Consider the following 22413-nt stretch of genomic DNA (forward strand, 5'->3'; position numbering starts at 1 on the left):
CTTTTCAGTGAGTACCCGGAGGACATGTGCCCGACAAGCGCTACCACTGCGCCGTGGAGGTGACCGTCGACCTGATCGGCGGCAAGTGGAAGCCGGTGATCCTCGCTCACCTGAAGGAGGGCGTGCACCGCTACGGCGAGCTGCGCAGGCGGATGCCGACGACCAGCGAGAAGATGCTGGTCCAGCAATTGCGCGAACTGGAATCCGACGGCCTGGTCCGGCGTACCGTCTTCGACACGGTGCCGCCGCAGGTCGAATACACCCTCACCGACGAAGGCCACACCCTCGTGCCCGTCCTCACCGCGCTCTACGACTGGGGCGAACAACGCGCGGCCCGCACCGGCCTCACCCTCGGTTCGTGACACCGGCCGATTGAGAGCCCGCGCGGGAGCCGCTCACGCACCGAAGACTCGTTCGACGACGGCCTTGGCACGCCGGGTGACGCGCATGTAGTGATCGAGGAATTCGCTGCCGTCGTCGTTGGGCCACCCCGCGACGCGTGCGACGGCGGATAGGAGGCGGCCGGGCCCCGGAAGCTGATCGGTCGGCTTGCCGCGCACCAGCACCAAGGCGTTGCGGGCGTTGGTGGCGGTCAGCCACGCGTCGCGCAGCAGCGCCACGTCCTGCCCGTCCAGCAGGCCGGTCTGCTCGATCACGTCCAGCGCTTCGAGCGTGGAGGTGTTGTGCAGACCTGGCACCTCGTGGGCATGCCGCAGCTGCACGAGCTGGACCGTCCACTCGATGTCGGCCAGCCCCCCGCGTCCCAGCTTGGTGTGCGTGGCAGGATCGGCGCCGCGGGGCAGCCGCTCGGCGTCCACCCTGGCCTTGATCCGCCGGATCTCGCGCACCGCCTCGGCCGACACCCCGCCCGCCGGGTACCGCACCTTGTCGATGACGTGCAGGAATCGCACCCCGAGTTCCTCGTCACCGGCCACCTGGTTGGCGCGCAGCAGCGCCTGCACCTCCCAGGGCTGGGCCCACTGCTCGTAGTACGCGGCGTAGGCGGCCAGCGTGCGCACCAGCGCGCCGTTGCGCCCCTCCGGACGCAACCCGGCGTCCACGTGCAGCGGCGGGTCGGTGCTCGGCGCACCGAGCAGCTGCTGCACCCGGTCGGCCACCCCGATCGCCCATTTGACGGCCTTGGTCTCGTCCTCCCCCGGCCGCGGGTCGCAGACGAACAGCACGTCCGCGTCCGAGCCGTAGCCGAGTTCCATGCCGCCGAGCCTGCCCATGCCGATCACCGCGATGTCGGCGGGCGCGGGCGCACCCCGCTCCGCCTCACTCGCCCGGATCACCGCGAGCAACGACGCATCGAGCACCGCGACCCACACCGACGACAACGCCCGGCACACCTGCGGCACTTCGAGCATGCCGAGCAGATCGGCCGACGCCACCCGCGCGAGTTCGTGCCTGCGCAGCGAACGCGCCGCGGCTACCGCGCGTTTCGGGTCGTCGTAGCGCGCGGCGGCGGTGAGGATGCCGCGAGCCACCTCGTCGGGCTGTGGGCCGAGCAGCAGCGGACCACCGGGCCCGTCGGCGTACATCCGGATCGTCTCGGGCGCGTTGATCAGCAGATCGGGCAGATACTCCGAGGAGCCGAGCACGATCATGAGCCGCTGCGCGATCGCGCCCTCGTCGCGGAGTTCGCGCAGGAACCAGATCTGATCGGCCAGCCCCTCCGACACGCGGCGGTAGGCCAGAAGGCCCGCATCGGGATTCGGTGTGTCGCCGAGCCATTCCAGCAGTGTCGGCAGCAACAGGGCTTGGATGCGGCCTTTGCGGGACACACCGCCGGTCAGCGCCTTGAGGTGGCCGAGGGCGTGTTCGGGCGCCGCGTAACCGAGCGCGGCCAGCTGCCGGATAGCGGCCTCGGGGCTCAGGCGCAGCGCGGCGGAGTCCAGTCGCGCCACCGACTCCAGCAGCGGCCGGTAGAACAGCTTGGCGTGTAATCGCCGGACGCGCACCGCGTTCCGGCGGATCTCGCTGTCCAGCACGCCCACCGCGTCCTGCCTGCCGTCGGGGCGGATGTGCGCGGCACGGGCCAGCCAGCGCATGCCCTCCTCGTCGTCGGCGGCGGGCAGCGTATGGGTGCGACGCAGCCGCTGGAGTTGCAGCCGGTGCTCCAGCAGCCGCAGGAATTCGTAGGACGCGGTGAGATTGGCCGCGTCGTCGCGGCCGACGTATCCTCCCGCGGCCAGCGCGCCGAGCGCCTCGACGGTGCCCTGCACGTGCAGTGTCTCGTCCACCCGCCCGTGCACCAATTGCAGGAGCTGCACGGCGAACTCGACGTCCCGGAGGCTGCCGCGCCCGAGCTTGAGTTCGCGTTCGCGCAGATCGGCGGGCACCAGATCTTCCACGCGGCGGCGCATCGCCTGGACGTCGGCGACGAAATCGGGACGCTCCGACGCCGACCACACCATCGGCATCAGCGCGGCACGGTACTGCTCGCCGAGCGCGAGATCACCCGTGGCCGGACGGTTCTTCAACAGCGCCTGGAACTCCCAGGTGCGGGCCCACCGCTTGTAGTAGGCGATGTGCGAATCCAGCGTTCGCACCAGGGCACCGGCTTTGCCCTCCGGGCGCAGCGCCGCGTCGACCTCGAAGAACGCCTGGCTCGCTACGCTCATCATCTCCGCGGCCAAGCGCGTGGCGGTGGCGTCGGCGGGCTCGGCGACGAACACCACGTCGACGTCGCTGACATAGTTCAGCTCGCGCGCGCCGCACTTGCCCATCGCGATCACGCCCAACCGCACCGGCACCGGCTCGTCCTTGCAGACCCGCGCCACCGCGACCGCCAGCGCCGCGGTCAGGGCGGCATCGGCCAGGTCGGTGAGGTGACGGCCGACCACCTGGTAGGGCAGCACGGGCTCGTTCTCCACCGTTGCCGCCAGATCCAGCGCGGCCAGCAGCATCAACTGGTCGCGGTACCGCTTGCGCAACGACGCCACCACATCGGGTCCCGAGAGCCCGGCGCGAAACAGCAGCTCGCCCGCCTCCCGACCGCCACCCGCGATCGAGTCGCGATGCGACGCCGTCTCGGCTGCGCGGGGTCCTTGCGCGGGCTCGGCCTCGACCACCGCGAGCAGGTCGGCGATCAGTTCGTCGCGGTCGGGTAACTCCTTGCGACGCAAGACCTCCCACGCCGACGGCGCCGCCACGAGATGATCGCCCATCGCGCTGGACGAGCCGAGCAGCGCGAACAGCCTGCCCCGCAGGGAGCTATCGGTGCGGATCGCCGAATCGATGGCGTCCCAGCCGTCGGCGATACTCTCGCGCAACCGCATCAGCGTGCTCAACGCGAGGTCGGCGTCCGGCGCGCGGGACAGTGCCCACAGCACGGGAATGCTCTCGACGTTGTCCCAGCCCAATTCGCGCAGCGACGCGGCGGCGGACGGCTCGAGCAATCCGAGCCGGCCGACACCGGGGACGGCGGAGCGCGCAGACGGGGGCCGGACCATGGTTCTCAAATTACATGGCCGCGACCGGGGGCACGCCGCCCCCGGACATCGCCCGGATCACAACCCCAGGTATTCCTTGAGCTCGAACGGCGTGACCTGGCTGCGGTAATCCGCCCACTCCCGGCGCTTGTTGCGCAGGAAGAAGTCGAACACGTGCTCGCCGAGCGTCTCGGCGACCAGTTCGGAGCGCTCCATCGCCTGCAGCGCCTCGTCCAGCGTGCCCGGCAGCTCCCGGAAGCCCATCGCGCGCCGCTCCGCGACGGTCAACGCGAACACGTCGTCCTCCGCCTCCGGCGGCAGCGTGTAGCCCTTCTCGATGCCCCGCAAACCGGCCGCGAGCAGCACGGCGAAGGTCAGGTAGGGGTTGCACGCGGAATCGGGGCTGCGGATCTCGACGCGGCGCGAGGACGACTTGTTCGGCGTGTACATCGGCACGCGCACCAGGGCCGAGCGGTTGGACCGGCCCCACGAGGCGGCGGTGGGAGCCTCGCCGCCGTGGATGAGGCGCTTGTAGGAGTTCACCCACTGGTTGGTGACCGCGCTGATCTCCGGCGCGTGCTCGAGGATGCCCGCGATGAACGCGCGTGCCGTCTCCGACAGGTTCATCGGGTCGTCCGGGTCGTGGAAGGCGTTGGTCTCGCCCTCGAACAGGCTCATGTGCGTGTGCATCGCCGAGCCCGGGTATTCGGCGAACGGCTTGGGCATGAAGGTCGCGCGCACGCCCTCGTCGATGGCCACTTCCTTGATCAGGTAGCGGAAGGTCATCACGTTGTCGGCCATGGACAGCGCGTCGGCGTAGCGCAGGTCGATCTCCTGCTGGCCGGGAGCGCCCTCGTGGTGGCTGAACTCCACGGAGATGCCCATGGACTCCAGCGCGTCGATGGCGTGGCGGCGGAAGTTCGGCGCCGAATCGTGCACGGCCTGGTCGAAGAAGCCGCCGCTGTCGGCGGGCACCGGCACGCCGCCGTGCGGACCGTTCTCCAGCAGGAAGAACTCGATCTCGGGGTGCACGTAGCAGCTGAAGCCGACGTCGCCCGCCTTGTTCAGCTGGCGGCGCAGCACGTGGCGCGGGTCGGCCCAGGACGGCGAGCCGTCCGGCATGGTGATGTCGCAGAACATGCGCGCGGAGTGCTGGTGGCCTTTGCTGGTGGCCCAGGGCAGCACCTGGAAGGTCGACGGATCGGGCCGGGCGACCATGTCGGCCTCGGAGACCCGGGCGAAGCCCTCGATGGCCGAGCCGTCGAAGCCGATACCCTCTTCGAACGCGCCTTCCAGTTCGGCGGGCGCGATCGCGACGGACTTCAGGTAGCCCAAGACGTCGGTGAACCAGAGACGTACGAAGCGGATGTCCCGCTCTTCGAGCGTCCGCAGCACGAATTCCTTCTGGCGATCCATGCCCGCGAGCGTAAGCATCCGGCGTTAAATCTGTGTTACATACACGCTTAAGATTGCTGAGCTGGATGTTTTCGGAAGACTCCGCACAACCGGATCGTCCCGTTTGTGAGTTTTCTCCGGACCGGGCCGGACGATGTCACCGACCAGCAACCGCGCCCGCCCGGCTCAGCAGGTAAGACCGGGAGCGGGTTCGGTCAGGTCGACCAGATAGGCGATGACCGCGTCGTCCACGCAGGGCACGCCGCCTGCCAGCGCCACCGTGTGCCGGTTGCCCTGGTAGGTGATCAGCGCGGCGCCCAGCTGCCCGGCCAGGTCGACTCCGGCCTGGTACGGCGTCGCCGGATCCTCGGTCGTCGAGACCACCACCGTCTTCGGCAGCCCGGGCACGGAGATGCGGTGCGGTTCGCTCGTGTTCGGCACCGGCCAGGCGGTGCACAACTCCAGCGGCGCGGCGCCGGTGGCGTGGCCGTCGTCCAGGAACGGGGCCGCTTTGCGGTATTGCGCGTCCTGGCGTCCGGTCACCTCGCGATCGGTGACGCGCGGATCGTCCACGCAGCGAATCGCGTTGAACGCGTCGGTGGTGTTGGCGTAGCTGCCGTCGTCGCGGCGGCCGTCGTAGAGGTCGGCCAGCGCCAGCAACGTATCGCCGCGCCCGTCGCGCAACTCCGACAGCCCCAGCGTGAGCACCTTCCACAACTCGTCGGTGTAGAGCGCCTGGCGCACGCCGGTGAGCGCGTCACCGTAGGTCAGCCCGCGCGGATCGGTGGTCTGCGCGGGCTTGTCCCACAGCGGGTTCACCAGCGCGCGGAACCGCGGCACCGCCTGCGCCGGATCGGCGCCCAGCGGGCAGTCCGGCTGCTGCGCACAGTCCGCGGCGTAGGCGTCGAACACCTTCTGGAAGCCCGCCGCCTGCCGCAGCGACTCCTGCACCGGGTCCTGGGAGGAGTCGATGGCGCCGTCCAGCACCATCGCGCGCACCCGGTCGGGAAACTTCTCCGCGTAGGCCGAACCGATCTTGGTGCCGTAGGAGTACCCCACGTAGGTCAGCTTCGCGTCGCCCAGCGCGGCGCGCATGACGTCGAGGTCTTGGACGACCTCGCGGGTGCCGACATGGGCGAGGAAGTCCTTTCCGGTGCGTTCGGCGCAACGGTCGGCGTACCGGCGGTTGTCGGCCTCCGCGTCGGCGATACCGGACGGGGTGTAGTCCTCCTCCGGCTCGGCGCGCTCGGCATCCTGCTCCTGCGGCGTCTGGCAGACGATCACGGGGGTGGAGGAGCCGACACCGCGCGGGTCGAAACCGACCCGGTCGAAGCGCTCGGCCAACTCCGTCTTGTTACCCAGCGACGACAGGCCGAGGCCGGACTCCCCCGGCCCGCCCGGGTTCATCACCAGCGAACCGACCCGCCGCCCGGTCGCCCGGATCCGGGAGACCGCGATCTGCGCGGTCGGTCCGTCGGGCGCCGCGTAGTCCACCGGCACGGTGACCCGCGCGCACTCGGTGCTCGGCGGGAGCCGGTCGTCGGGGCCGCCGAATCCGGTGCAGTCGCCCCACTGCACCGTCTGCCCGTAGAACTTCTCCAGGCCAGTGGGCGGCGCCGTCGTCGGCTGCCCCGATTCGGTGCGGGTGACGGCGCACCCCGACATCAGGACAGCGACCGAGGCCAGCACCGCCACCGGGAACGCTCCGCGCCCACTTCGCACCGTCGACATGCCCTCGATATTGCCATCGAGCCGCCGCGGGCACCGCCCCGGGCGAACCCGACCCGCGCTGTGACCAATTGCACCGGTCATCGGCCTTAATCCGTCTCGGTGGCGAGTGGCACACTGGTTCTCGTCAAACAATCCCGGGGACCCGGACGGGCCCCGAGGCGACACAGACGAAAGGGACGATGATGTCCGTATCCGATTCGGAAACCCCTGCCTACGGTGCGGTGCCCGGCAAGACCGCGAAGGTCGTGCGCAAGACTCGGGTGCACCACTTGCAGCAGATGAAAGCCGACGGCGAACGCTGGGCGATGCTGACCGCCTACGACTATTCCTCGGCGCGGCTTTTCGAAGAAGCAGGCATTCCGGTTCTGCTGGTGGGCGACTCCGCGGCCAATGTCGTGTACGGCTACGACACCACCGTGCCGATCACCGTGGACGAACTCATCCCGCTGGTGCGCGGCGTGGTGCGCGGCGCGCCGCACGCCCTGGTGGTGGCCGACCTGCCGTTCGGCACCTACGAGTCCTCCCCGCAGCAGGCGCTGGCCACCGCGACCCGGTTCATGAAGGAGGGCGGGGCGCACGCGGTGAAGCTGGAAGGCGGCGAGCGCGTCGCCGAGCAGATCGCGCTCATCAGCGCGGCGGGCATCCCGGTCATGGCGCACATCGGCTTCACCCCGCAGAGCGTGAACACGCTGGGCGGATTCCGGGTGCAGGGCCGCGGCGACGGCGCCGAGCAACTGATCGCCGACGCCATCGCGGTCCAGGAGGCGGGCGCGTTCTCCGTGGTCATGGAGATGGTCCCGGCCGAGCTGGCGGGGCAGGTCACCCGCAAACTGACCATTCCCACCGTCGGCATCGGCGCGGGCGCGGACACCGACGCGCAGGTGCTGGTCTGGCAGGACATGGCCGGCTACACCAGCGGCAAGACCGCGAAATTCGTCAAGCGCTTCGGCAACGTCGGTGACGAATTGCGGGCCGCCGCCGCGGCCTACGCCGACGAAGTGCGCCGGGGCAGCTTTCCAGGGCCGGAACACAGCTTCTGACCGGCGATTCCCAGGCCGGCACCGGCCGGGCAGCGCACGCACCCCGCACGCTGCTCGGCCAACCGCTGGAACCCCTGGTGAGCTGGGCGCGCACCATCCTGCGCGCCCACGGCGTCGAAGTCACCGGCATCGCGGTGGAGACCAAGCGGCGAGCATGGTCGCTACTCGCCCGTATTCCCACCGATGCCGGTCCGATGTGGGTGAAGGCCAACGCGCGCGCCTTCGCCCACGAGGGACCGCTGTTGCGTCTGCTGGCCCACCTGCGTCCCGGCAGCGTGCTGGAACCGCTCGCGGTGCACCCGGACAACGGCTGGCTGCTCAGCCCGGACGGCGGCGCCACCGCCGACGGCTTCGACGCAGGATGGCCCGCTTTGATCCGCCACTATGCCGATCTCCAGCGCTCGCTCGGCACGCACGTGGAAGACCTGCGCGCCACCGGCACACCGTACTTGCCGCCGGGCGAATTGATCAGCGTCTACCGCCATTTCGAGCCGCGCGTGCCGGGGCTCGGCGGCGGCATCGAAGCGGCCGCCACCGTGCTGACCGCATCCGGCCTGCTCGGCATCGAGCACAACGATCTGCACCCGGGCAACGTCTTCGCGCGTGGTGCGGGGCCCGGCCTGCTCTTCGACTGGGGCGATGCCGTGATCACCCACCCGTTCCTGTCCCACCGCGTGCTGCACAGTCCCTATCGCGCGGAGTATTTCGCCCGCTGGCGACAGGCGGGGGACGTATCCGAGGCCGAGATCGCCGCGGCCGACCGCCTGGCTCCATTGGTCGCCCTGCATCCGTGGCGGACCGTGGAAAGCGCCGAGCCGGCCTTCGATCGGGTACGCCAGGATCTGCTCGACGAGCTCCGCGCGCACTTCCGCTGACCTATTCCCACCGAAAACGGCCGGTTCGGGCCGGTCGCCGAAATCAATGGCAGACTCGATGCCGACATTACCGACACGACCAGAGGTACCCATGCCGTACAGCCGTTGGATTTCACGCAGCACCCTGCTGGTGGCGGGCGTATTCGCCGCCGGGGCGTTGACCGCTTGCGGCAGCGACTCGGACACGGCCCCCACCGGCAGCTCGAGTTCGACCACGGTGTCGGCCACCGGCGCGCCGGGCGCGACTTCCGGCCGCGTCACGCCGACGGCCCCGGAGATCTCCGACGCGGCCGCGGCCCAGCTGTGCGACATGATCCGGCCGGAGCTGTCCAACTGGCGAATCCAGGGCGGCACCCTGGGCAAGATCGGGCTCAACGCCCTGGTGCACGAGTGGGCGCTGCGCAACGGCGGCATCAACGGCGCGGTGCTGGCCGACAAACCGATCGTCGACCGCCTCACCACCAAGAGCTGCCCGGACGTGCGTCAGCAGGCCGTGGAGGCACTCGGCATCCCGGATCTGGCCTCCGGTCTGGCGTTCTGAGCCGGGCGGTCGGATGCGCACCCGCTATCCCGCGATCGAGCCGTACGACTCCGGCATGCTGGCGGTCGGCGACGGCCAGTCGGTGTACTGGGAAGTCAGCGGCAACCCGCAGGGCAAGCCGGTGGTGTTCCTGCACGGTGGCCCCGGCGGCGGGACCGCGCCGTTCCATCGGCAGTTCTTCGATCCGGCCGCCTATCGGATCGTGCTGTTCGACCAGCGCGGGTGCGGCCGATCCACCCCGCACCTGGCCGACGGCGCGAGTCTGGAGTACAACACCACCGGCCATCTGATCTCCGATATCGAGGCGTTGCGCGAACATCTCGGCATCGATCGCTGGCAGGTGTTCGGCGGCTCGTGGGGGTCCACGCTCGCGCTGGCCTACGCGCAGCGGCATCCCGACCGCGTCACCGAAATGGTGCTGCGCGGGATCTTCCTGTTGCGGCGCAAGGAAATCGACTGGTACTACAACGGCGCCGCCGGCTACGTCTATCCCGACGAGTGGGAGAAGTTCCTCGCGCCGGTGCCCGAGGACGAACGCGACGGCGACCTTGTCGAGGTCTACCACCGCCTGCTGCACGCACCCGACGAGCAGCTCGCCCGCACGGCCGCGATCGCCTGGTCCAGCTGGGAGGGCGCGACGAGTTCGCTGCTGCCGCATCCGGATCGGGTGGCCGAGACGTCGGATCCCCGATTCGCCCTCGCGTTCGCGCGCATCGAGAACCATTACTTCCGCAACGGCGGATTCCTCGACGAGGGCCAGCTGCTGCGCGATATCGGCGCCATCACCCACATTCCCGCCGTGATCGTGCAGGGCCGTCACGACATCGTCTGCCCGGCGGTCAGCGCGTGGGATCTGCATCGCGCCTGGCCCGGCTCGGTCCTGCACATCGTCGACGACGCCGGGCACGCGGCGAGCGAACCCGGGATCACCCATCACCTGATCGAAGCGACCGACCGATTCGCGAAAGCAGGGGTCCGCCCGGTGGTCACGGCCGGGAACGCACTGGTCGACGCGTTGCGCGAGGACATCGACCGGCTCTTGGCCGCCGAGCCCGAGGTCCGCGCCGACGCACCGGATTCGGTCCATCAGATGCGGGTGGCCACCCGCAGGCTGCGCAGCGTGCTGCGGTCCTACGGCCGACTGCTCACGAAGAAACCCGCCGCAGCGATGGGCGCGGAACTCAAGTGGCTGGCCGGATTGCTCGGCGCGGCGCGAGACGCGGAGGTGCGCGCCGACCGGTTCGCCGAATTGCTCACCGAGCATGCCGAGCGGGCCGGCCTCGACGCCGTAACCGAGCGTCTGGTCGACACCGAGCGCGATCGCTATCGTGCGGCGCACGACGAGGTGCTGGCCGCGCTGGACGGCGCGCGCTACCGCGAGCTGCGCGACGAACTGTCCGGGTGGCGCACCGATCCGCCGCTGCGCCACTCCCGCGCCGCCGCGTCCGCGACGGACGTCTTCGGAGAGGTGCTGCGGCGCGACCTCGACCGGGTGCAGTCCCTGGTCCGCGCCGAGGCCACCGTCGACCCGCTGCACCGGGTGGAGTTGCTGCACGACATCCGCAAGAGCGCCAAGCGGCTGCGGTACGCGTGTGAGGCGGCGGAGCAGGTGATCGGGGACGAGGCCGCCGAGCGCGGCAGCCGTGCGAAGAAGCTCCAGACCGTGCTCGGCGATCATCGGGACGCGGTGGAGTCGCACGAGGCGATCCTGCACCGCGCGGCCGAGGCCGCCGCCGCGGGCGAGGATGCCGGTCTCTACGAGATTCTCGCGGCCGCGGAGGACGCGGCGGCAGGTCGCGAGCTGAGCCGCTATCCGGCCACCGCCGCCACGCTGTTCGGATAAGCGGACTCCCGGCGCTTCACGCCGGGTACTCGAACGACACTTTCCGCTCCACCGGGTCGGCCGACAGCAGCCGCACCCGCACCGTCTTGCCTTCCGGCGGATTCCCCACGCACGGCCCGAGCACCGGCGGGTCGGGAACGAAGACCACGGCGGGCCGGTTGCCGTTGGCCTCGCGCACCACCACGGCGTCGAACTCCGCGCCGGTCCGCGGCGCCAGCAGGCTCGACTCGGTCAGGTCGATACAGGCCCGTTCGATCTTGCCCGCGACGTTGTCGCTGCGCCGCATGGCGTCGGCCGCGCCCGCCAGCCCCTCGCGCACCCAGCGCGGCACCTCGGTTCCCGCGCACCTGGCCAGGCAGATCTCGGTCGTGAACCGGTCCGACAACCGCCGCAGCGGGGCGGTGACATGCGCGTACGGGGCGCCGATCGCACTGTGCCGCAGATTTTCCGGCGCGGGCGGTTCACCTGACACCCCGTCGACCACGGTGTAGGAGGCGCCGCGCAGCAGCGTTGTCGCCTCGGACATGAGGACCAGTGCCGCGGGCGTGCGGGTATCCAGCCCGGCCAGCATCCGCCCGACCGATTCGCCGTCGGACCACGCCACGCCCAGCGCCTGCGCGGTGCGGCGCATCGAATCGATCGCGGATTCCGACGGTGGCGGCATGGTGCGCAGCAGCGCGAGCCGCTCCGTGGCGGGCGCGTCCGCGTCCAGCATGATCCGCGCCGCGCATATGCCCGTCAGCAGCGAGACCTGTTCGTTCCAGTCGTCGGCGGCGGTGCGCGGTTCCACCACCAGCCGCCAGTGCCCGTCGGCGTGCTCGTCCTCGACCACGGCTTGCGCGGGCAACCGCAGCCCGATCGCGCCGCGCGCCAGCCCGGCCTCGATGCGCCGCGTGCCGAAATCCGGCAGGGCCGCGATGGAGGGGTGCAGCCGACCGGCCTGGGCGTCGGCCTGCACGCGGAAGTAGTCGAACCGGGCCCGCGAGCGCACCAGGGCACGGACCACCGAGAACCGCACCGGTTCGGCCTGCTCGTCGAGTTCGACGGTCCACAGCGCGGCCGGGCGCGTCCGCTCGGGAAGCAGGCTCGCGGAGCCTTCCGACAAGGCGGGCGGGTGCAGCGGCACGGTGCCGTCGGGAAGATAGAAGGTCTGTCCCCTGGCGCCGGACTCTTCGGCCAGCGCGCCGTCGGGGGTGATCACGGCGCCTACATCGGCGATGGCGTAATGCACGATGAAGCCGCCGGAGGTGCGTTCGATGTGCAGGGCCTGATCCAGATCCATGGCCCCGGGCGGGTCGATCGTCACGAACGGGATGTCCGTGCGATCGACCCGGATGCCCGCGAACGCGTCCACCGCGTCGCGGGCTTCCGCGCTGGCCTCGGCGGGGTACGCCGAGGCCAGGCCGAACTCGGAACGTATGGCGCCGAAATCGACCGGCGCCGACACGATCCGCGGGTGGAGTTCCACGCTGAGGCGCCGGTCCTACTGGAGCGCCAGCATGGTGCCGTTCAACTGATCGAACGGACCGTAGACGGTGAAGGTGACCCGGCCACCGGGCACCGAGGACGAGACCCCGGCCGCGGCGTCCAGCGCCTCGCCGAAGGAGGCGGCGGACGGATGCGGCAACCCGGCGAGAGCCAGGCCGACGTGATTCTGGTGCACCCACACCGTGTCGGCGGGACTCAGGTCGACCTGAACCCCACCCTGCAGCGGGGTCACCGCGACGGCGCTTGCGGAACCCGCACCCAGCACCGCGAAAACCGAAGCGGCGCCTGCGACCAATGCGCCTGCGACCATGGAGCGAACTACTCGCATATGTGTTGAGACCTGCTTTCCCGCGATCGAAGTATGAATGGCCCGGTGCTGCCCTGCGCCGGGCCTTGCCAACGGCGACTACTTTATGACGTCGATCACGATCAGGGCCAGTTCCGTAGGAATCGGGCAGCGGAAATTCTCGCCCCGAGACACGAGCGCGCCCGCGCTGCTAACGTGGCCCGCCGTGACGGGCGTCGGGTTCGCCCGCGCCTTCGAAATGTCCCGCACGTCGACAATTTGGGAGCTCCATACCTATGTCATCGATTTTGTTCGACTACCTGTTGCCTCTGCTCGGCCCGGAGCAGGCCGCCTATTGGGCGCAGGTTTTCGTGATCAACCCGATCTGACCGCGCGTTTCTTTTCTCCCACTACTCGTCGCCTCCCGTTCACCTGACGGGAGGCGACGGTCGTTACAGGCCGCTAGCATGCCGCTGCGTGACCAGAACTACCGCCGCGCTCGCGGCCAGAACCACGGCCGCGTTCGCGGCAGGCGCCACCCTCTTCGCCCTGCTCCTCACCGGTTGCGGGGACGACAAGACCAACGATGCCGGCTCGCAGGCCACCACCACGGCGACGCAGGCCGCCGCGCAGGTCGACAGCGTGAAGGCGGGCGCGTTCCTCGTCAGCTTCCGCGGCGCGTTCCCCAAGCTGTCCGAAGGCAAGGACGACGCGAAGATCGCGAGCATCCTGACCGAGACATGCGGGGACATCAAAGCCGGTAAATCGGAGGACGACGTCGTCGCGAACATCACCAAGCGGGCTGGCGGCGCCACCCGGCCCAGCTCCGAAGAGGCCAAGGCGATCTATCAGATGGCCAAACTCATGTGCTGACCCTGCTCCGCGCAGGCGTGCTTCGCACTTGTGAAGCACGCCCGGCGGGCGGACGAGTTGGTCTGTAAGCCGGATCCTGTCCCCGGCCCTGGGGCCGGGAGGCGACCATCCATCTGGGCACTCCGTCGCCGGGTACCTCGAGCGGTCCACCCGCAGGCTCGGGCGAGCAGCCCTCGAGCGCCTGCGCAGCCGCACCGCGAACGGTGCGACCTTCGACCTTGCTCCGGGCGGGGTTTACCCAGCCGCCCCGGTCACCCGGGGCGCTGGTGCGCTCTTACCGCACCGTTTCACCCTCACCGCACGGCCCGGAGGCCGTGGGCGGTCTGTTTTCTGTGGCACTTTCCCGCGGGTCACCCCGGGTTGCCGTTAGCAACCGCCCTGCTCTGTGGAGTCCGGACTTTCCTCGGCGCCGGGCGGCGGCACAACCGTGCCCGTTCCCAGCGCCGCGGCCGCCCGACCAACTCGTCCGCCGTCCCAGGATACTGGGTACGGTTGGTGGCCATGGAACGTGTCGAGGTCGGCTTCCCATCCGGAAGCGAACAGTGCGCGGCGTGGCTATATCGCCCGGACGGCGCACCCAAACCCCGCCCGCTAGTGGTGATGGGACACGGCCTGGGGGCCAATCGGGAAATGGGACTGGATCGGTACGCGCGGCGTTTCGCGGCCGCGGGAATGGCGGTCCTGGTATTCGACTATCGGCATTTCGGCGCCAGTCAGGGCACGCCGCGCCAGTTGCTGAGCATCGCGCGGCAACGCGAGGACTGGCACGCCGCCATCGCGTACGCGCGCACGCTGCGCGGCATCGACGCGACCCGGATCGCGCTGTGGGGCACGTCGTTCGGCGGCGGGCACGTGCTCTCGGTCGCGCCGGACGACGCCTACATCGCTGCCGTGGTCGCGCAGGTGCCGTTCACCAGCGGACTGTCCTCGGCGCTGGCGAAGGGGCCGATCAGCCTGATCAAGGTCTCCACCATCGCGGCCGCCGACCTGCTGCTCGGGCCGATCCGGCGTAAGCCGGTCCGCATCCGGCTCGCCGGGCGCAAGCGGGCCGCGGCGCTGATGAGCGCGCCGGACGTGCCGGACGGCTTCCGCAGACTGACCGACGAGAGCGAGACCTACGAGCCGAAAGTGGCCGCCCGCGTCGCATTCTCCGCACTGTTCGACGCGCCGGGGCGACGCGCGAAGGCCCTGAAGATGCCGGTGCTGTACGCCCTGTGCGACGACGACTCCGTCGCGCCGGTGAAATCGGCGCTGCGCGCCGCCGAACGCACCAAGCACGCGGTGGTGAAGCGATATCCCGCAGGACATTTCGATATCTATTTCGACGAGGTCTTCGAGAAGACCGTGTACGACCAGACCGAATTCCTGGTGTCGGTGCTGCGCCCGTGAATCGTCCGCGGCCCGGCCGTGCGCCGGGCCGCACGAGAACAGCCGCGCTCGGTAGATCGAGAACTCGCCGCGGCCGCCGACGCGCTCGACCGCGCCGCGACGTACACCACCCGGCTCGAACCGGTGGTACTGGACGGCTGAACCTGTCGGGGCCCGGCGCTACAGTCCCTGCCATGCACTCCGCCACCGCCGCGGTCGCCGATGTCGTGCGGCGGATCACGCCGCTCGACGAGCTCGAGCGACAGCACGTCGACACGACGCTGGATTGGCTCGCCTCGACCGACGACATCTTCCGGCGGGCCAAACCGGCCACGCCGCCGCGACACCTGGTCGCCTATGCCGTGCTGGTCGATCCGGCGGCGCGGGCGGTGCTGCTCGGCAGGCATCGCCTCGCCGGGCTGTGGCTGCCGACCGGAGGGCACGTCGATCCCGGCGAGCATCCGCTCGACGCGGCGCGGCGGGAAGCGGCCGAGGAGATCGGCGTCGAGGCACGGTTCGACGTCGTGGGGCCCGACCCGCTGTTCCTCACCGTCACCACCACCGTCGGCTCCGACGCGCACGAAGACGTCAGCCTCTGGTACGTGATCCGCGGTGACCGCGCCCGCGGCCACGCCCTCGACCCGCGTGAGTTCGACGGTGAACATTGGTGGGACGTGGCCGGTTTCGACCTTCCCGACACCGATCCCCACTTCGCGCGTTTCCGCGCCAAACTGGACACCGCTCTGCGAGCCGCCGCAAGCTGAGGTCGCTTCGAGTCGACGCGGCCGACCGATGCTGTCACGATGGCGCGGATGATTGTCAGGCTTGCGCGAGAGGACGACCTCGCCGGTTTTCTCGAACTGGCGGGGCAGGTCGAGCACTGGTTCGGGGCGTCCGCCGAGGATGCCGAGTTTCGTGCCGCGGTGCTGCGGCACATCGGGCGCGGGACGGCGCTCGTCGCTCGGTCCGCGGGGGCGGAGGTGCTCGGCGGCATCCTGTTCGGGTCGAACCCGCCGGTCTACCGGGTGCGCTGGCTGGTCGTCGCGGAACAGGCTCGCGGGCACGGCATCGGCCGGGCGCTCATCGCGGACGCGGTTCGCCGGTACGTGCCTGCGCCGGGGACGCTGGAAGTGGTCACCTTCGGGCCCGATCACCCCGGCGGGGTCGTCGGCGGTGCGCGCGCGTTCTACGAGAAGTTGGGTTTCCACCCCGCGGAGGAGGCGGCTCCCGGGCCGGAGGGTGGATCCCGGCAGGTCTATCGACGGCGCGTGTGAACCGGGTCAGCGCCGGTGGAACGCGCGCCAGAGGATGAAGGCGAGGGTGGACGCCGGGATCGCGGCGAGGATGGGCTTGTCGCGAAGCATTTCCAGAAGCGTGCGGCCGGGGCGGCTCACCGGTCCGGGGATTCCCGCGGCGCCGCGTTCGGCGGCGGTGGCGGCGTCCGCCTGCACCTGCTCGGCGCGTTCGGCGGCGCGGCGCACCGACTCGTATATCGGTGTTTCCTTCGGGCTGCCCTCCGCGGCCGAATGCCGCACGGCTTCCGGATCCGCATTTTCCGTCGTGCCCGCGCCTTCCGGTGCCTGCGTCGAGGCCACCGTCTCCGGTTTGCCCGTAGCGCCGGCAGCGCCCGCTGTCGCGGGCACATCCTCCGAGATCTGGGCCGAACTCACCGACTCCGTCTTCCCTCCCGCACCGGCGGTACCACCCGCCTGCGCGGACGCGCCCTCCGAGACCTGAGCCGAACTCACCGACTCGGTCTCGCCTCCCGCCGCGGCAGCCGCGCTACGCGTATCCGACTCGGCCTTCCGCACTTCCGCAACGTCACCGCGTGACTCGCCGGACGTGTTCGCGGGACGCTGTGCGGCGCCCGGCTCCGCATCCCGGTCCGCTCCGGAGACTCCGCCGCGCACCGCCGCGCCCTTGGACGGCTGCCCGGTTTCGGCAGGCACACCACCGGCGCCCCGCACGTCGTCGGTCCCCTTGTCCGCGGAATTGCGATCGGTCATGGCTGCCTCCTGTGCTCGGCGTCGCGGTGCGGGACGGATGTCTCGGATGCCGTCGCGGCCCGGATACCCTGCGGGTGGGCGGGCAAACCGGGCGTGGGCGGCCGCCAGGCCATCTCGAATTCCCGGCGCGGATCGCCCGGGACGATCGGCCCGCTGCCCCCGGTCCGCACGAAGCCGTTGCGCAGATACAGCCGCTCGGCGAAGGCATTGTGCTCGGCGAACTCCAGGTGGACGACGTCGTGCCCGCCCTCGACCGCCCAGTCGAGCACCGCGCGCACCAGCCGGTCGGACACCCCGGTGCCCCGCGCCGACGGCGCCACCCACATCGAGATCAGGTGCACCCCGCCGCGTTCCGGGTCGGGCATGCCCGCGACGGTGCCCACTTCGGTGCCGTCCCGCTGGGCCAGGAACTGCGCTCGATCCGACAGCGCGCGCCGCCAGTCGCTCTCGGTCCGGGCCTGGGCCTCGGCGAGGGTGCTACCGAAGAACTGCGGCGCGTCGGTCAGCGCCGCGAGCCTGATACGCCGGAATACCGCCCAGTCCTCGGGCACGAGCAATCTGATCTCGGGCATAGAGAGGTCCATCCGCATGTCTCTACCCGGTCGGCGGAGTCGGGCACAACGGAATTCCGATGAGCCGTCGAGGACGCGGAGTGCCCGCTCACCCGTGACTCCGGGACGGGGTGAGCAGCCACCGTCGGGCCTGCCGTACGACCGTCCTGATCCGGACGGCACTCGTCGCTGTCCCTGACCAGCCGCGGCCGCTGCTGGTCACCAGTTCCGCGAGGGGACCGAATGCCGTTACCGCATCACCCGGCCACGGCGATTCGCGCGTCGAGCAAGCGGCCGAGGCCGGACTCGTCGGCGAGGCGGGATCGGTCGGTACGGTGGGCGCTCACCCGAGCCTGCGCAGCCCGGCGGATTCCAGTCCGGCGAAGATCGCGACCGCTGCCGCGCCGACGAGCAGGAAAGCCACGCCCGGACCGGTCAGTGCGAGGACGTTCGCACCGGCCAGTCCGATCATCCCCGCTGCCGACAGCGCGTTGACCGCGACGACCGCCCGCGCGTGGCGCGCGGACACCACGGGGCGTCGTGCGAGCGTCAGCAGTGCGAGCGCGCCGCCGACCATGACCACTCCGAACGCGATGCACCAGCCGACCGGCAGCCCGAGCGGGTCGCGCAGCACTCCTGCTCCGGCCAGCAGCACCCCGCCGAAGATCCCGGTGCTCCAGCCGTCCACGCGCAGCGCGGTTCGCAGGAACACGGCGCTCCCCTCGCGGCGGGCCAGGGTGGCTGGTCTCATATCGCACTCCGTTCATCGATCCGGCGGGGCCTTTCGACTCCCGCCGCCAACCCTCCTGGCCGGAGGTCGGCGTCGCAATGACCTCGGAGGTCATGGCCGCACCGCACGACCGAGTGCTTAGCTGGTCGAATGACAGCGGTGCGGACACCATCGAGAGCGGGCATCCTGCTCCGTGAATGGCGGCAACGGCGCAGGCTGAGCCAGCTCGATCTGGCGCTGGCCGCGGACAGTTCGGCGCGTCACCTGTCGTACCTGGAGACCGGCCGCGCCGCGCCCAGCCGGGCGATGGTGCTGCGGCTGTGCGACGCGCTGGAGGTGCCGCTGCGCGAACGCAACACCCTGCTGGTGGCAGCCGGCTTCGCCCCCGCTTATCTGGAGAGCGGCCTCGACGATGCCCATCTCGCGACGGTCCGCACCGCGCTGAACACCATGCTGACGTCGCACGAACCGTACCCGGCGGTGGTCATCGATCGGCTGTGGAACGTGGTGACGGGCAACGCGGCGATGAGCGTGCTGATGGACGGCGTTCCCGAACACGTGCGGGCGCCGCGGCTCAACGTCTACCGGCTGGTGCTGCACCCCGACGGGCTCGCGGGCCGGTTGGCCAACCTCGCCCAAGTCCGAGCCCTGTTCCTGGAGCGGCTCGGCAGGCAGGTCAGCGCGAGCGGCGACGCGGAACTGGCCGCGCTGCACGACGAGGTGGCGGCCTATCCCGAGCCGGCCGGAATCGACGGGTCGGAAGCGGGAGCGGGAGCACCGCCCGGCCCGTTTGAGGTGCCGATCCGGATCCGCACTCCGGCCGGCGAACTGTCGATGTTCAGCACGATGGCCACCTTCGGCGCACCCGCCGACGTGACGCTGTCGGAGCTGGCCATCGAATTGTTCTATCCCTTGGATGATTTCACCGCGGCCGTGCTGCGCGGGGCGGCCGCGGCGAAGGCGTGAGCGGACCTCAGGCGTCCAGCATGGATTCGTCCCACTCACGGTCCAGATCGGGGTCGGCGGCCGACAGCACCTCGTCCAGCCGCAAGCCGAGTTCGCCGATGTTCGGCTCTGACATCATGTTCAGGTGATCGCCAGGAACGTCGATCACCGTGAACCGGCGCGCCGCGTACTGTTTCCACCCGTTGTCGGCGCTGTCGAACATGCTGCCGACGGTCTTGTGCGCCAGGTCGACGCCCGGCGGCAGTCCCTCGGTCGCGCGCAACAGCGTGATGTCGCGGTCGTACGGCTCGAGTTTGTACTCCAGCATCGATGAGTAGTTGGCGAAGAACACCTCGTAGAGCCGCCGGATCGCCTGCGGGGAGCTGTCGGCGGGCAGGATGCCCGAGCGCACCGACTCCGCCAGCATCGCCGCGAACAAATCCTCGGAATTGTGCACGTCGGGCTCGAAATCGACCAGCGCCGACTGGCTTCCGCGCGCGTACCACAGCAGTTCCAGGAAGAACCACCGGATGAGTTTCTCCTCCGGGATCGGTGTTCGCGTCCGCGCGCGCAGCGCCATCGTGTCCAGCAGCGTCACACTGGACACCTCGTCCTCGGGGAGCCTGCGGGCCATCTCCAAGGCGACATAGCCGCCGAACGACCAGCCCGCCAAGTGATACGTGCCGGTCGGATGCACTCGCCGCACCGCCTCCAGGTACGACTCCGCCATCGCGGGAATGGACTTCTCCGGCGCGCTGCCCGAATCCGCGCCCGCCGCCTGCAGCCCGTACACCGGGCGGTCCGGATCCAGGTGACGCGCGAGAGCCAGGTAGCACAGCACGTTGCCGCCGATCGGGTGCACCAGGAACAGCGGCGGCTTGACCCCGGCGACGCTGATCGGCACCAGCGGGTCGAACGTGCGCTGCACGGCGCCCGCGCGCACCAGCGTGGCGAGCCCGGCGGCGGTGGGCGCGCCGATGAACGCGTCCAGCGGCACCTCGACGCCCCATCGACGCGACAGCGCCATCACCACGCGCATCGCCCCGATCGAGGTGCCGCCCGCCGCGAAGAAGTCGTCGTCCACGCCGATCGAGCGCAGGCCCGCGTACTCGGCCAGTAGTTCGACCGCCGACCGCTCGTAGTCGTCGGCGGGCTCTCGCCGCGCCGACACCGACTCCGCGGCATCCGCACCGTAGGCGCGCAGCGTCGCGTCGTCGCGTTTGCCGCTCGGCGTGCGAGGCAGTTCGTCGAGCCAGGCGAATCGCGACGGCACCATGTGCGCGGGCAGCATCGAGCGCAGGTCGTGCCGCAGTGCGGCGAGGTCGGTCTGTTCGGCCGCGCCGACCAAGAACGCGATCAGCGAGCCGTCGATACCGCCGAAACCGCGGGCCACCACGGCGGCCTCGGTGATGCCGGGGAACTTCTCCGCCAGGCTCAGGATGCACAGCTCGACTTCGGCGGGCTCCACCCGGAACCCGCGGATCTTGACCTGGCTGTCGCTGCGGCCCAGGCAGACGATGTCGCCGGAGAACAGCCGGACACCGAGGTCGCCGGTGCGGTACCGGATTCCGCCCGCGTGCGTGGCGACGAACCGCTGTGCGGTGAGCGCGGGCCTGCCCTCGTAGCCGCGGGCGATGCTGCGGCCGCCGAGATAGATCTCGCCGATCACGCCGTCCGGCACCGGCCGCAGCGCGCTGTCGAGCAGTTCCACGGTGTCACCGTCGACGGCGCGGCCGATGGGCGGCAGCGCGGGGAACTCGTCGGCCGGACCGGTGAGCGTGAACTTGGTCGCGACGTGGGATTCGGTGGGACCGTACTGGTTCTCCAGCACCAGGCCCGGAACCACTTTGCACAGCGCGCGGATCTCGTCGGTGATGCGCAACTGTTCGCCGGAGGAGATCAGCACCTTCAGTTCGGTCGGAAACATCCGGTGTCCCACGGCGGCCTCGGCGAACGCCTGCAAGGCCACGTACGGCAGGAACAGCCGTTCGATGCCCTCCTCCACGACGGTGTTCAGCAATTGCTCGACGTTCGATCGCAGATCGGCCGAACTCACCCGCAGGGTGGAGCCGGCCGCGAGGGTGGTGAAGATCTCCTGGAACGACACGTCGAAACTCAACGGCGCCAACTGGAGTGTGCTCAGCAGACCGGTGCCGGTGGCCGCGCGATTCTGCCAGTCCACCAGGGAGGTCAGGCCGCGATGCGGCATCGCGACACCCTTGGGCTCACCGGTCGACCCGGAGGTGAACAGCACATAGGCCACCGCGTCGGGCGAAACGTGATCGGGCAGTTCCACTTCCGGCTCGGGCGCGGAGTCGTCGAAGAGCGCGGCGCTGTCCAGGACCAAGGCGGCGTCGTCGACGATGTCGCGGTAGGCGCCATCGGCGATCACCCGGTGCGGGCGGGCGCGGTCGATCATCAGGTTCAGCCTGGCCCGCGGGTAACTGACGTCCAGCGGGACGCACGCGGCCCCGATCCTGGTCAGGGCGAGCACGAGCAACACCAGTCGCGGACGACGCCCCATGAGGATGCCGACCCGGTCGCCCGGTGCCACGCCGAGTGCGGCCAGGCGCCGGGCCAGCCGATCGGAGCTTTCGATCATCTCGTCGTAGCTGACCGATTCGTCGTCGCCGGCCAGAGCGACGCGGGCGGGATGGAGCGCCGCCGCCTCGGCCACCAGCGTGCCCACGTCGCGGGCGGTCGCGGGGCCTGCGCCGCGGTCGATCACCGCGTCGGGGTCGGTGACGATTCCCGCCAGCATGCGCAGCTGGGTGAGCGCCACGGTCTCGCACTGTTCGGCGGTCAGCGTGTGATCACCGTCGACCCGCAACCACATCCGGCCGTCGCGCGGGTCGGTCGCCGCGGTCACCAGCAGCTGGAAGTTGGTCTCCTCGCGGGCGTCGAAGTCCAGCAGGCGCACGCCGTCCAGCACCAGCATGGGCTGGAAGACGTGATAGTTGACGAAGTTGAACGCCGTCTCGAAGACCGGCCCGCCGTCGGCGAGGATCGATCGCAGCGGGTAGCGACGGAACGGATAGGCCTCACGTTCGCGTCGCGCGAGCTGCTCCACCGCGGCGCGCCACGTGGTCGCGGTGCTGTCCAGCCGGATCGGCAGCGTGTTGAGGAACAGCCCCGCCACGCGTTCGGCGCCGGCGCGGTCCGGGCGACCGTGGCTCACCACGCCGGTGGTGACGTCCGTGCGGCCGGTGAGCGCCCGCAGCGCCAGGCAGTGCGCGGCCAGATAGACCGCCTTCTCCGGCACCTGGTGGCGCGCGGCGAACGCGGAGACCCGTGCGGCCAGCCT

General features: G+C 70.5%; 19 protein-coding genes, 1 other RNA gene and 1 pseudogene. 11 read left to right on the forward strand and 10 right to left on the reverse strand.

Features of this window, described 5'->3' with window-relative positions; genetic code table 11:
• The first annotated feature begins 26 nt into the window (after positions 1 to 26).
• Positions 27 to 362 (forward strand): winged helix-turn-helix transcriptional regulator, encoded by a 336-nt coding sequence (locus tag NG1_RS30610; RefSeq protein WP_040865767.1) that lies wholly within the window; start codon positions 27 to 29, stop codon positions 360 to 362.
• Positions 363 to 395: 33 nt separating this feature from the next.
• On the opposite strand, the gene NG1_RS30615 is transcribed toward NG1_RS30610, so the two are convergent.
• The 3 genes from NG1_RS30615 to NG1_RS30625 all read right to left on the reverse strand — a co-directional run bounded on the left by NG1_RS30615 (position 396) and on the right by NG1_RS30625 (position 6563).
• Positions 396 to 3458 carry a bifunctional [glutamine synthetase] adenylyltransferase/[glutamine synthetase]-adenylyl-L-tyrosine phosphorylase gene (locus NG1_RS30615; protein WP_062976644.1) on the reverse strand — a complete coding sequence of 1021 codons (3063 nt, stop codon included), beginning with the start codon at positions 3456 to 3458 and terminating at the stop codon, positions 396 to 398.
• Between the two features lie 57 nt (positions 3459 to 3515).
• On the reverse strand, positions 3516 to 4853 hold the full coding sequence (locus NG1_RS30620; protein WP_062976646.1) for a glutamine synthetase family protein: 1338 nt from the start codon (positions 4851 to 4853) through the stop codon (positions 3516 to 3518).
• Between the two features lie 165 nt (positions 4854 to 5018).
• Positions 5019 to 6563 (reverse strand): alpha/beta hydrolase, encoded by a 1545-nt coding sequence (locus NG1_RS30625; RefSeq protein WP_084499319.1) that lies wholly within the window; start codon positions 6561 to 6563, stop codon positions 5019 to 5021.
• A 182-nt stretch (positions 6564 to 6745) separates the two neighbouring features.
• On the opposite strand from NG1_RS30625, the gene panB reads away from it, so the two are divergent.
• From panB to NG1_RS38595, 5 genes and pseudogenes are all read left to right on the forward strand, one after another.
• Entirely contained in the window at positions 6746 to 7603 is an 858-nt protein-coding gene (gene panB, locus NG1_RS30630) for a 3-methyl-2-oxobutanoate hydroxymethyltransferase (protein WP_062976669.1), read from the forward strand.
• A gap of 77 nt (positions 7604 to 7680) precedes the next feature.
• Positions 7681 to 8478, forward strand: a complete 798-nt coding sequence (locus tag NG1_RS30635; RefSeq protein ID WP_062976648.1) for a phosphotransferase — start codon at positions 7681 to 7683, stop codon at positions 8476 to 8478.
• 91 nt (positions 8479 to 8569) lie between these two features.
• Entirely contained in the window at positions 8570 to 9019 is a 450-nt protein-coding gene (locus NG1_RS30640) for a hypothetical protein (RefSeq protein ID WP_062976650.1), read from the forward strand.
• A gap of 13 nt (positions 9020 to 9032) precedes the next feature.
• Positions 9033 to 9980, forward strand: a pseudogene (pip, locus tag NG1_RS38590) (prolyl aminopeptidase); the annotation flags it as partial.
• Between the two features lie 21 nt (positions 9981 to 10001).
• Positions 10002 to 10862: a CHAD domain-containing protein gene (locus NG1_RS38595; RefSeq protein WP_168434114.1), complete on the forward strand. Its 861-nt coding sequence runs from the start codon at positions 10002 to 10004 to the stop codon at positions 10860 to 10862.
• 16 nt (positions 10863 to 10878) lie between these two features.
• On the opposite strand, the gene NG1_RS30650 is transcribed toward NG1_RS38595, so the two are convergent.
• Together NG1_RS30650 and NG1_RS30655 are read right to left on the reverse strand one after the other, a co-directional pair.
• Positions 10879 to 12330: an RNB domain-containing ribonuclease gene (locus NG1_RS30650; RefSeq protein WP_174315420.1), complete on the reverse strand. Its 1452-nt coding sequence runs from the start codon at positions 12328 to 12330 to the stop codon at positions 10879 to 10881.
• Positions 12331 to 12345: 15 nt separating this feature from the next.
• A complete protein-coding gene (locus NG1_RS30655) occupies positions 12346 to 12660 on the reverse strand; it encodes a hypothetical protein (RefSeq protein ID WP_245660131.1) in 315 nt (104 codons plus the stop codon).
• Positions 12661 to 13113: 453 nt separating this feature from the next.
• Here NG1_RS30655 and NG1_RS30660 point away from each other — a divergent pair, with 453 nt between their 5' ends.
• Positions 13114 to 13509 (forward strand): hypothetical protein, encoded by a 396-nt coding sequence (locus tag NG1_RS30660; RefSeq protein WP_062976654.1) that lies wholly within the window; start codon positions 13114 to 13116, stop codon positions 13507 to 13509.
• Between the two features lie 49 nt (positions 13510 to 13558).
• Here the strand turns inward: NG1_RS30660 and rnpB are convergent.
• Positions 13559 to 13974: RNase P RNA component class A (gene rnpB / locus NG1_RS30665), an RNA gene on the reverse strand.
• Positions 13975 to 14010: 36 nt separating this feature from the next.
• Between rnpB and NG1_RS30670 the strand changes: the two genes are divergently transcribed.
• From NG1_RS30670 to NG1_RS30680, 3 genes are all read left to right on the forward strand, one after another.
• A complete protein-coding gene (locus NG1_RS30670; RefSeq protein ID WP_062976673.1) occupies positions 14011 to 14898 on the forward strand; it encodes an alpha/beta hydrolase in 888 nt (295 codons plus the stop codon).
• Between the two features lie 173 nt (positions 14899 to 15071).
• Entirely contained in the window at positions 15072 to 15641 is a 570-nt protein-coding gene (locus NG1_RS30675) for an NUDIX hydrolase (RefSeq protein WP_062976656.1), read from the forward strand.
• Positions 15642 to 15689: 48 nt separating this feature from the next.
• Positions 15690 to 16151 (forward strand): GNAT family N-acetyltransferase, encoded by a 462-nt coding sequence (locus NG1_RS30680; RefSeq protein ID WP_062976657.1) that lies wholly within the window; start codon positions 15690 to 15692, stop codon positions 16149 to 16151.
• Positions 16152 to 16157: 6 nt separating this feature from the next.
• Here NG1_RS30680 and NG1_RS30685 read toward each other — a convergent pair whose 3' ends face one another.
• The 3 genes from NG1_RS30685 to NG1_RS30695 form a co-directional block, all read right to left on the reverse strand.
• Positions 16158 to 16883, reverse strand: coding sequence for a hypothetical protein (locus NG1_RS30685; protein WP_062976659.1), 726 nt, complete (start codon positions 16881 to 16883; stop codon positions 16158 to 16160).
• Positions 16880 to 17455 (reverse strand): GNAT family N-acetyltransferase, encoded by a 576-nt coding sequence (locus tag NG1_RS30690; RefSeq protein ID WP_062976661.1) that lies wholly within the window; start codon positions 17453 to 17455, stop codon positions 16880 to 16882. Before NG1_RS30690 ends, NG1_RS30685 begins: the two co-directional genes overlap by 4 nt.
• Before the next feature lie 322 nt (positions 17456 to 17777).
• Positions 17778 to 18185: a hypothetical protein gene (locus tag NG1_RS30695; RefSeq protein WP_062976663.1), complete on the reverse strand. Its 408-nt coding sequence runs from the start codon at positions 18183 to 18185 to the stop codon at positions 17778 to 17780.
• A gap of 129 nt (positions 18186 to 18314) precedes the next feature.
• Between NG1_RS30695 and NG1_RS30700 the strand changes: the two genes are divergently transcribed.
• Complete coding sequence (locus tag NG1_RS30700) at positions 18315 to 19130, forward strand: helix-turn-helix domain-containing protein (RefSeq protein ID WP_062976664.1); 816 nt, start codon at positions 18315 to 18317, stop codon at positions 19128 to 19130.
• Positions 19131 to 19137: 7 nt separating this feature from the next.
• On the opposite strand, the gene NG1_RS30705 is transcribed toward NG1_RS30700, so the two are convergent.
• A partial coding sequence (locus NG1_RS30705; protein WP_157114333.1) for a non-ribosomal peptide synthetase occupies positions 19138 to 22413 on the reverse strand: 3276 nt, incomplete at its 5' end.

It is taken from the genome of Nocardia gamkensis NBRC 108242 (genome assembly GCF_001612985.1).
In the GTDB taxonomy this organism is placed as follows: domain Bacteria; phylum Actinomycetota; class Actinomycetes; order Mycobacteriales; family Mycobacteriaceae; genus Nocardia; species Nocardia gamkensis.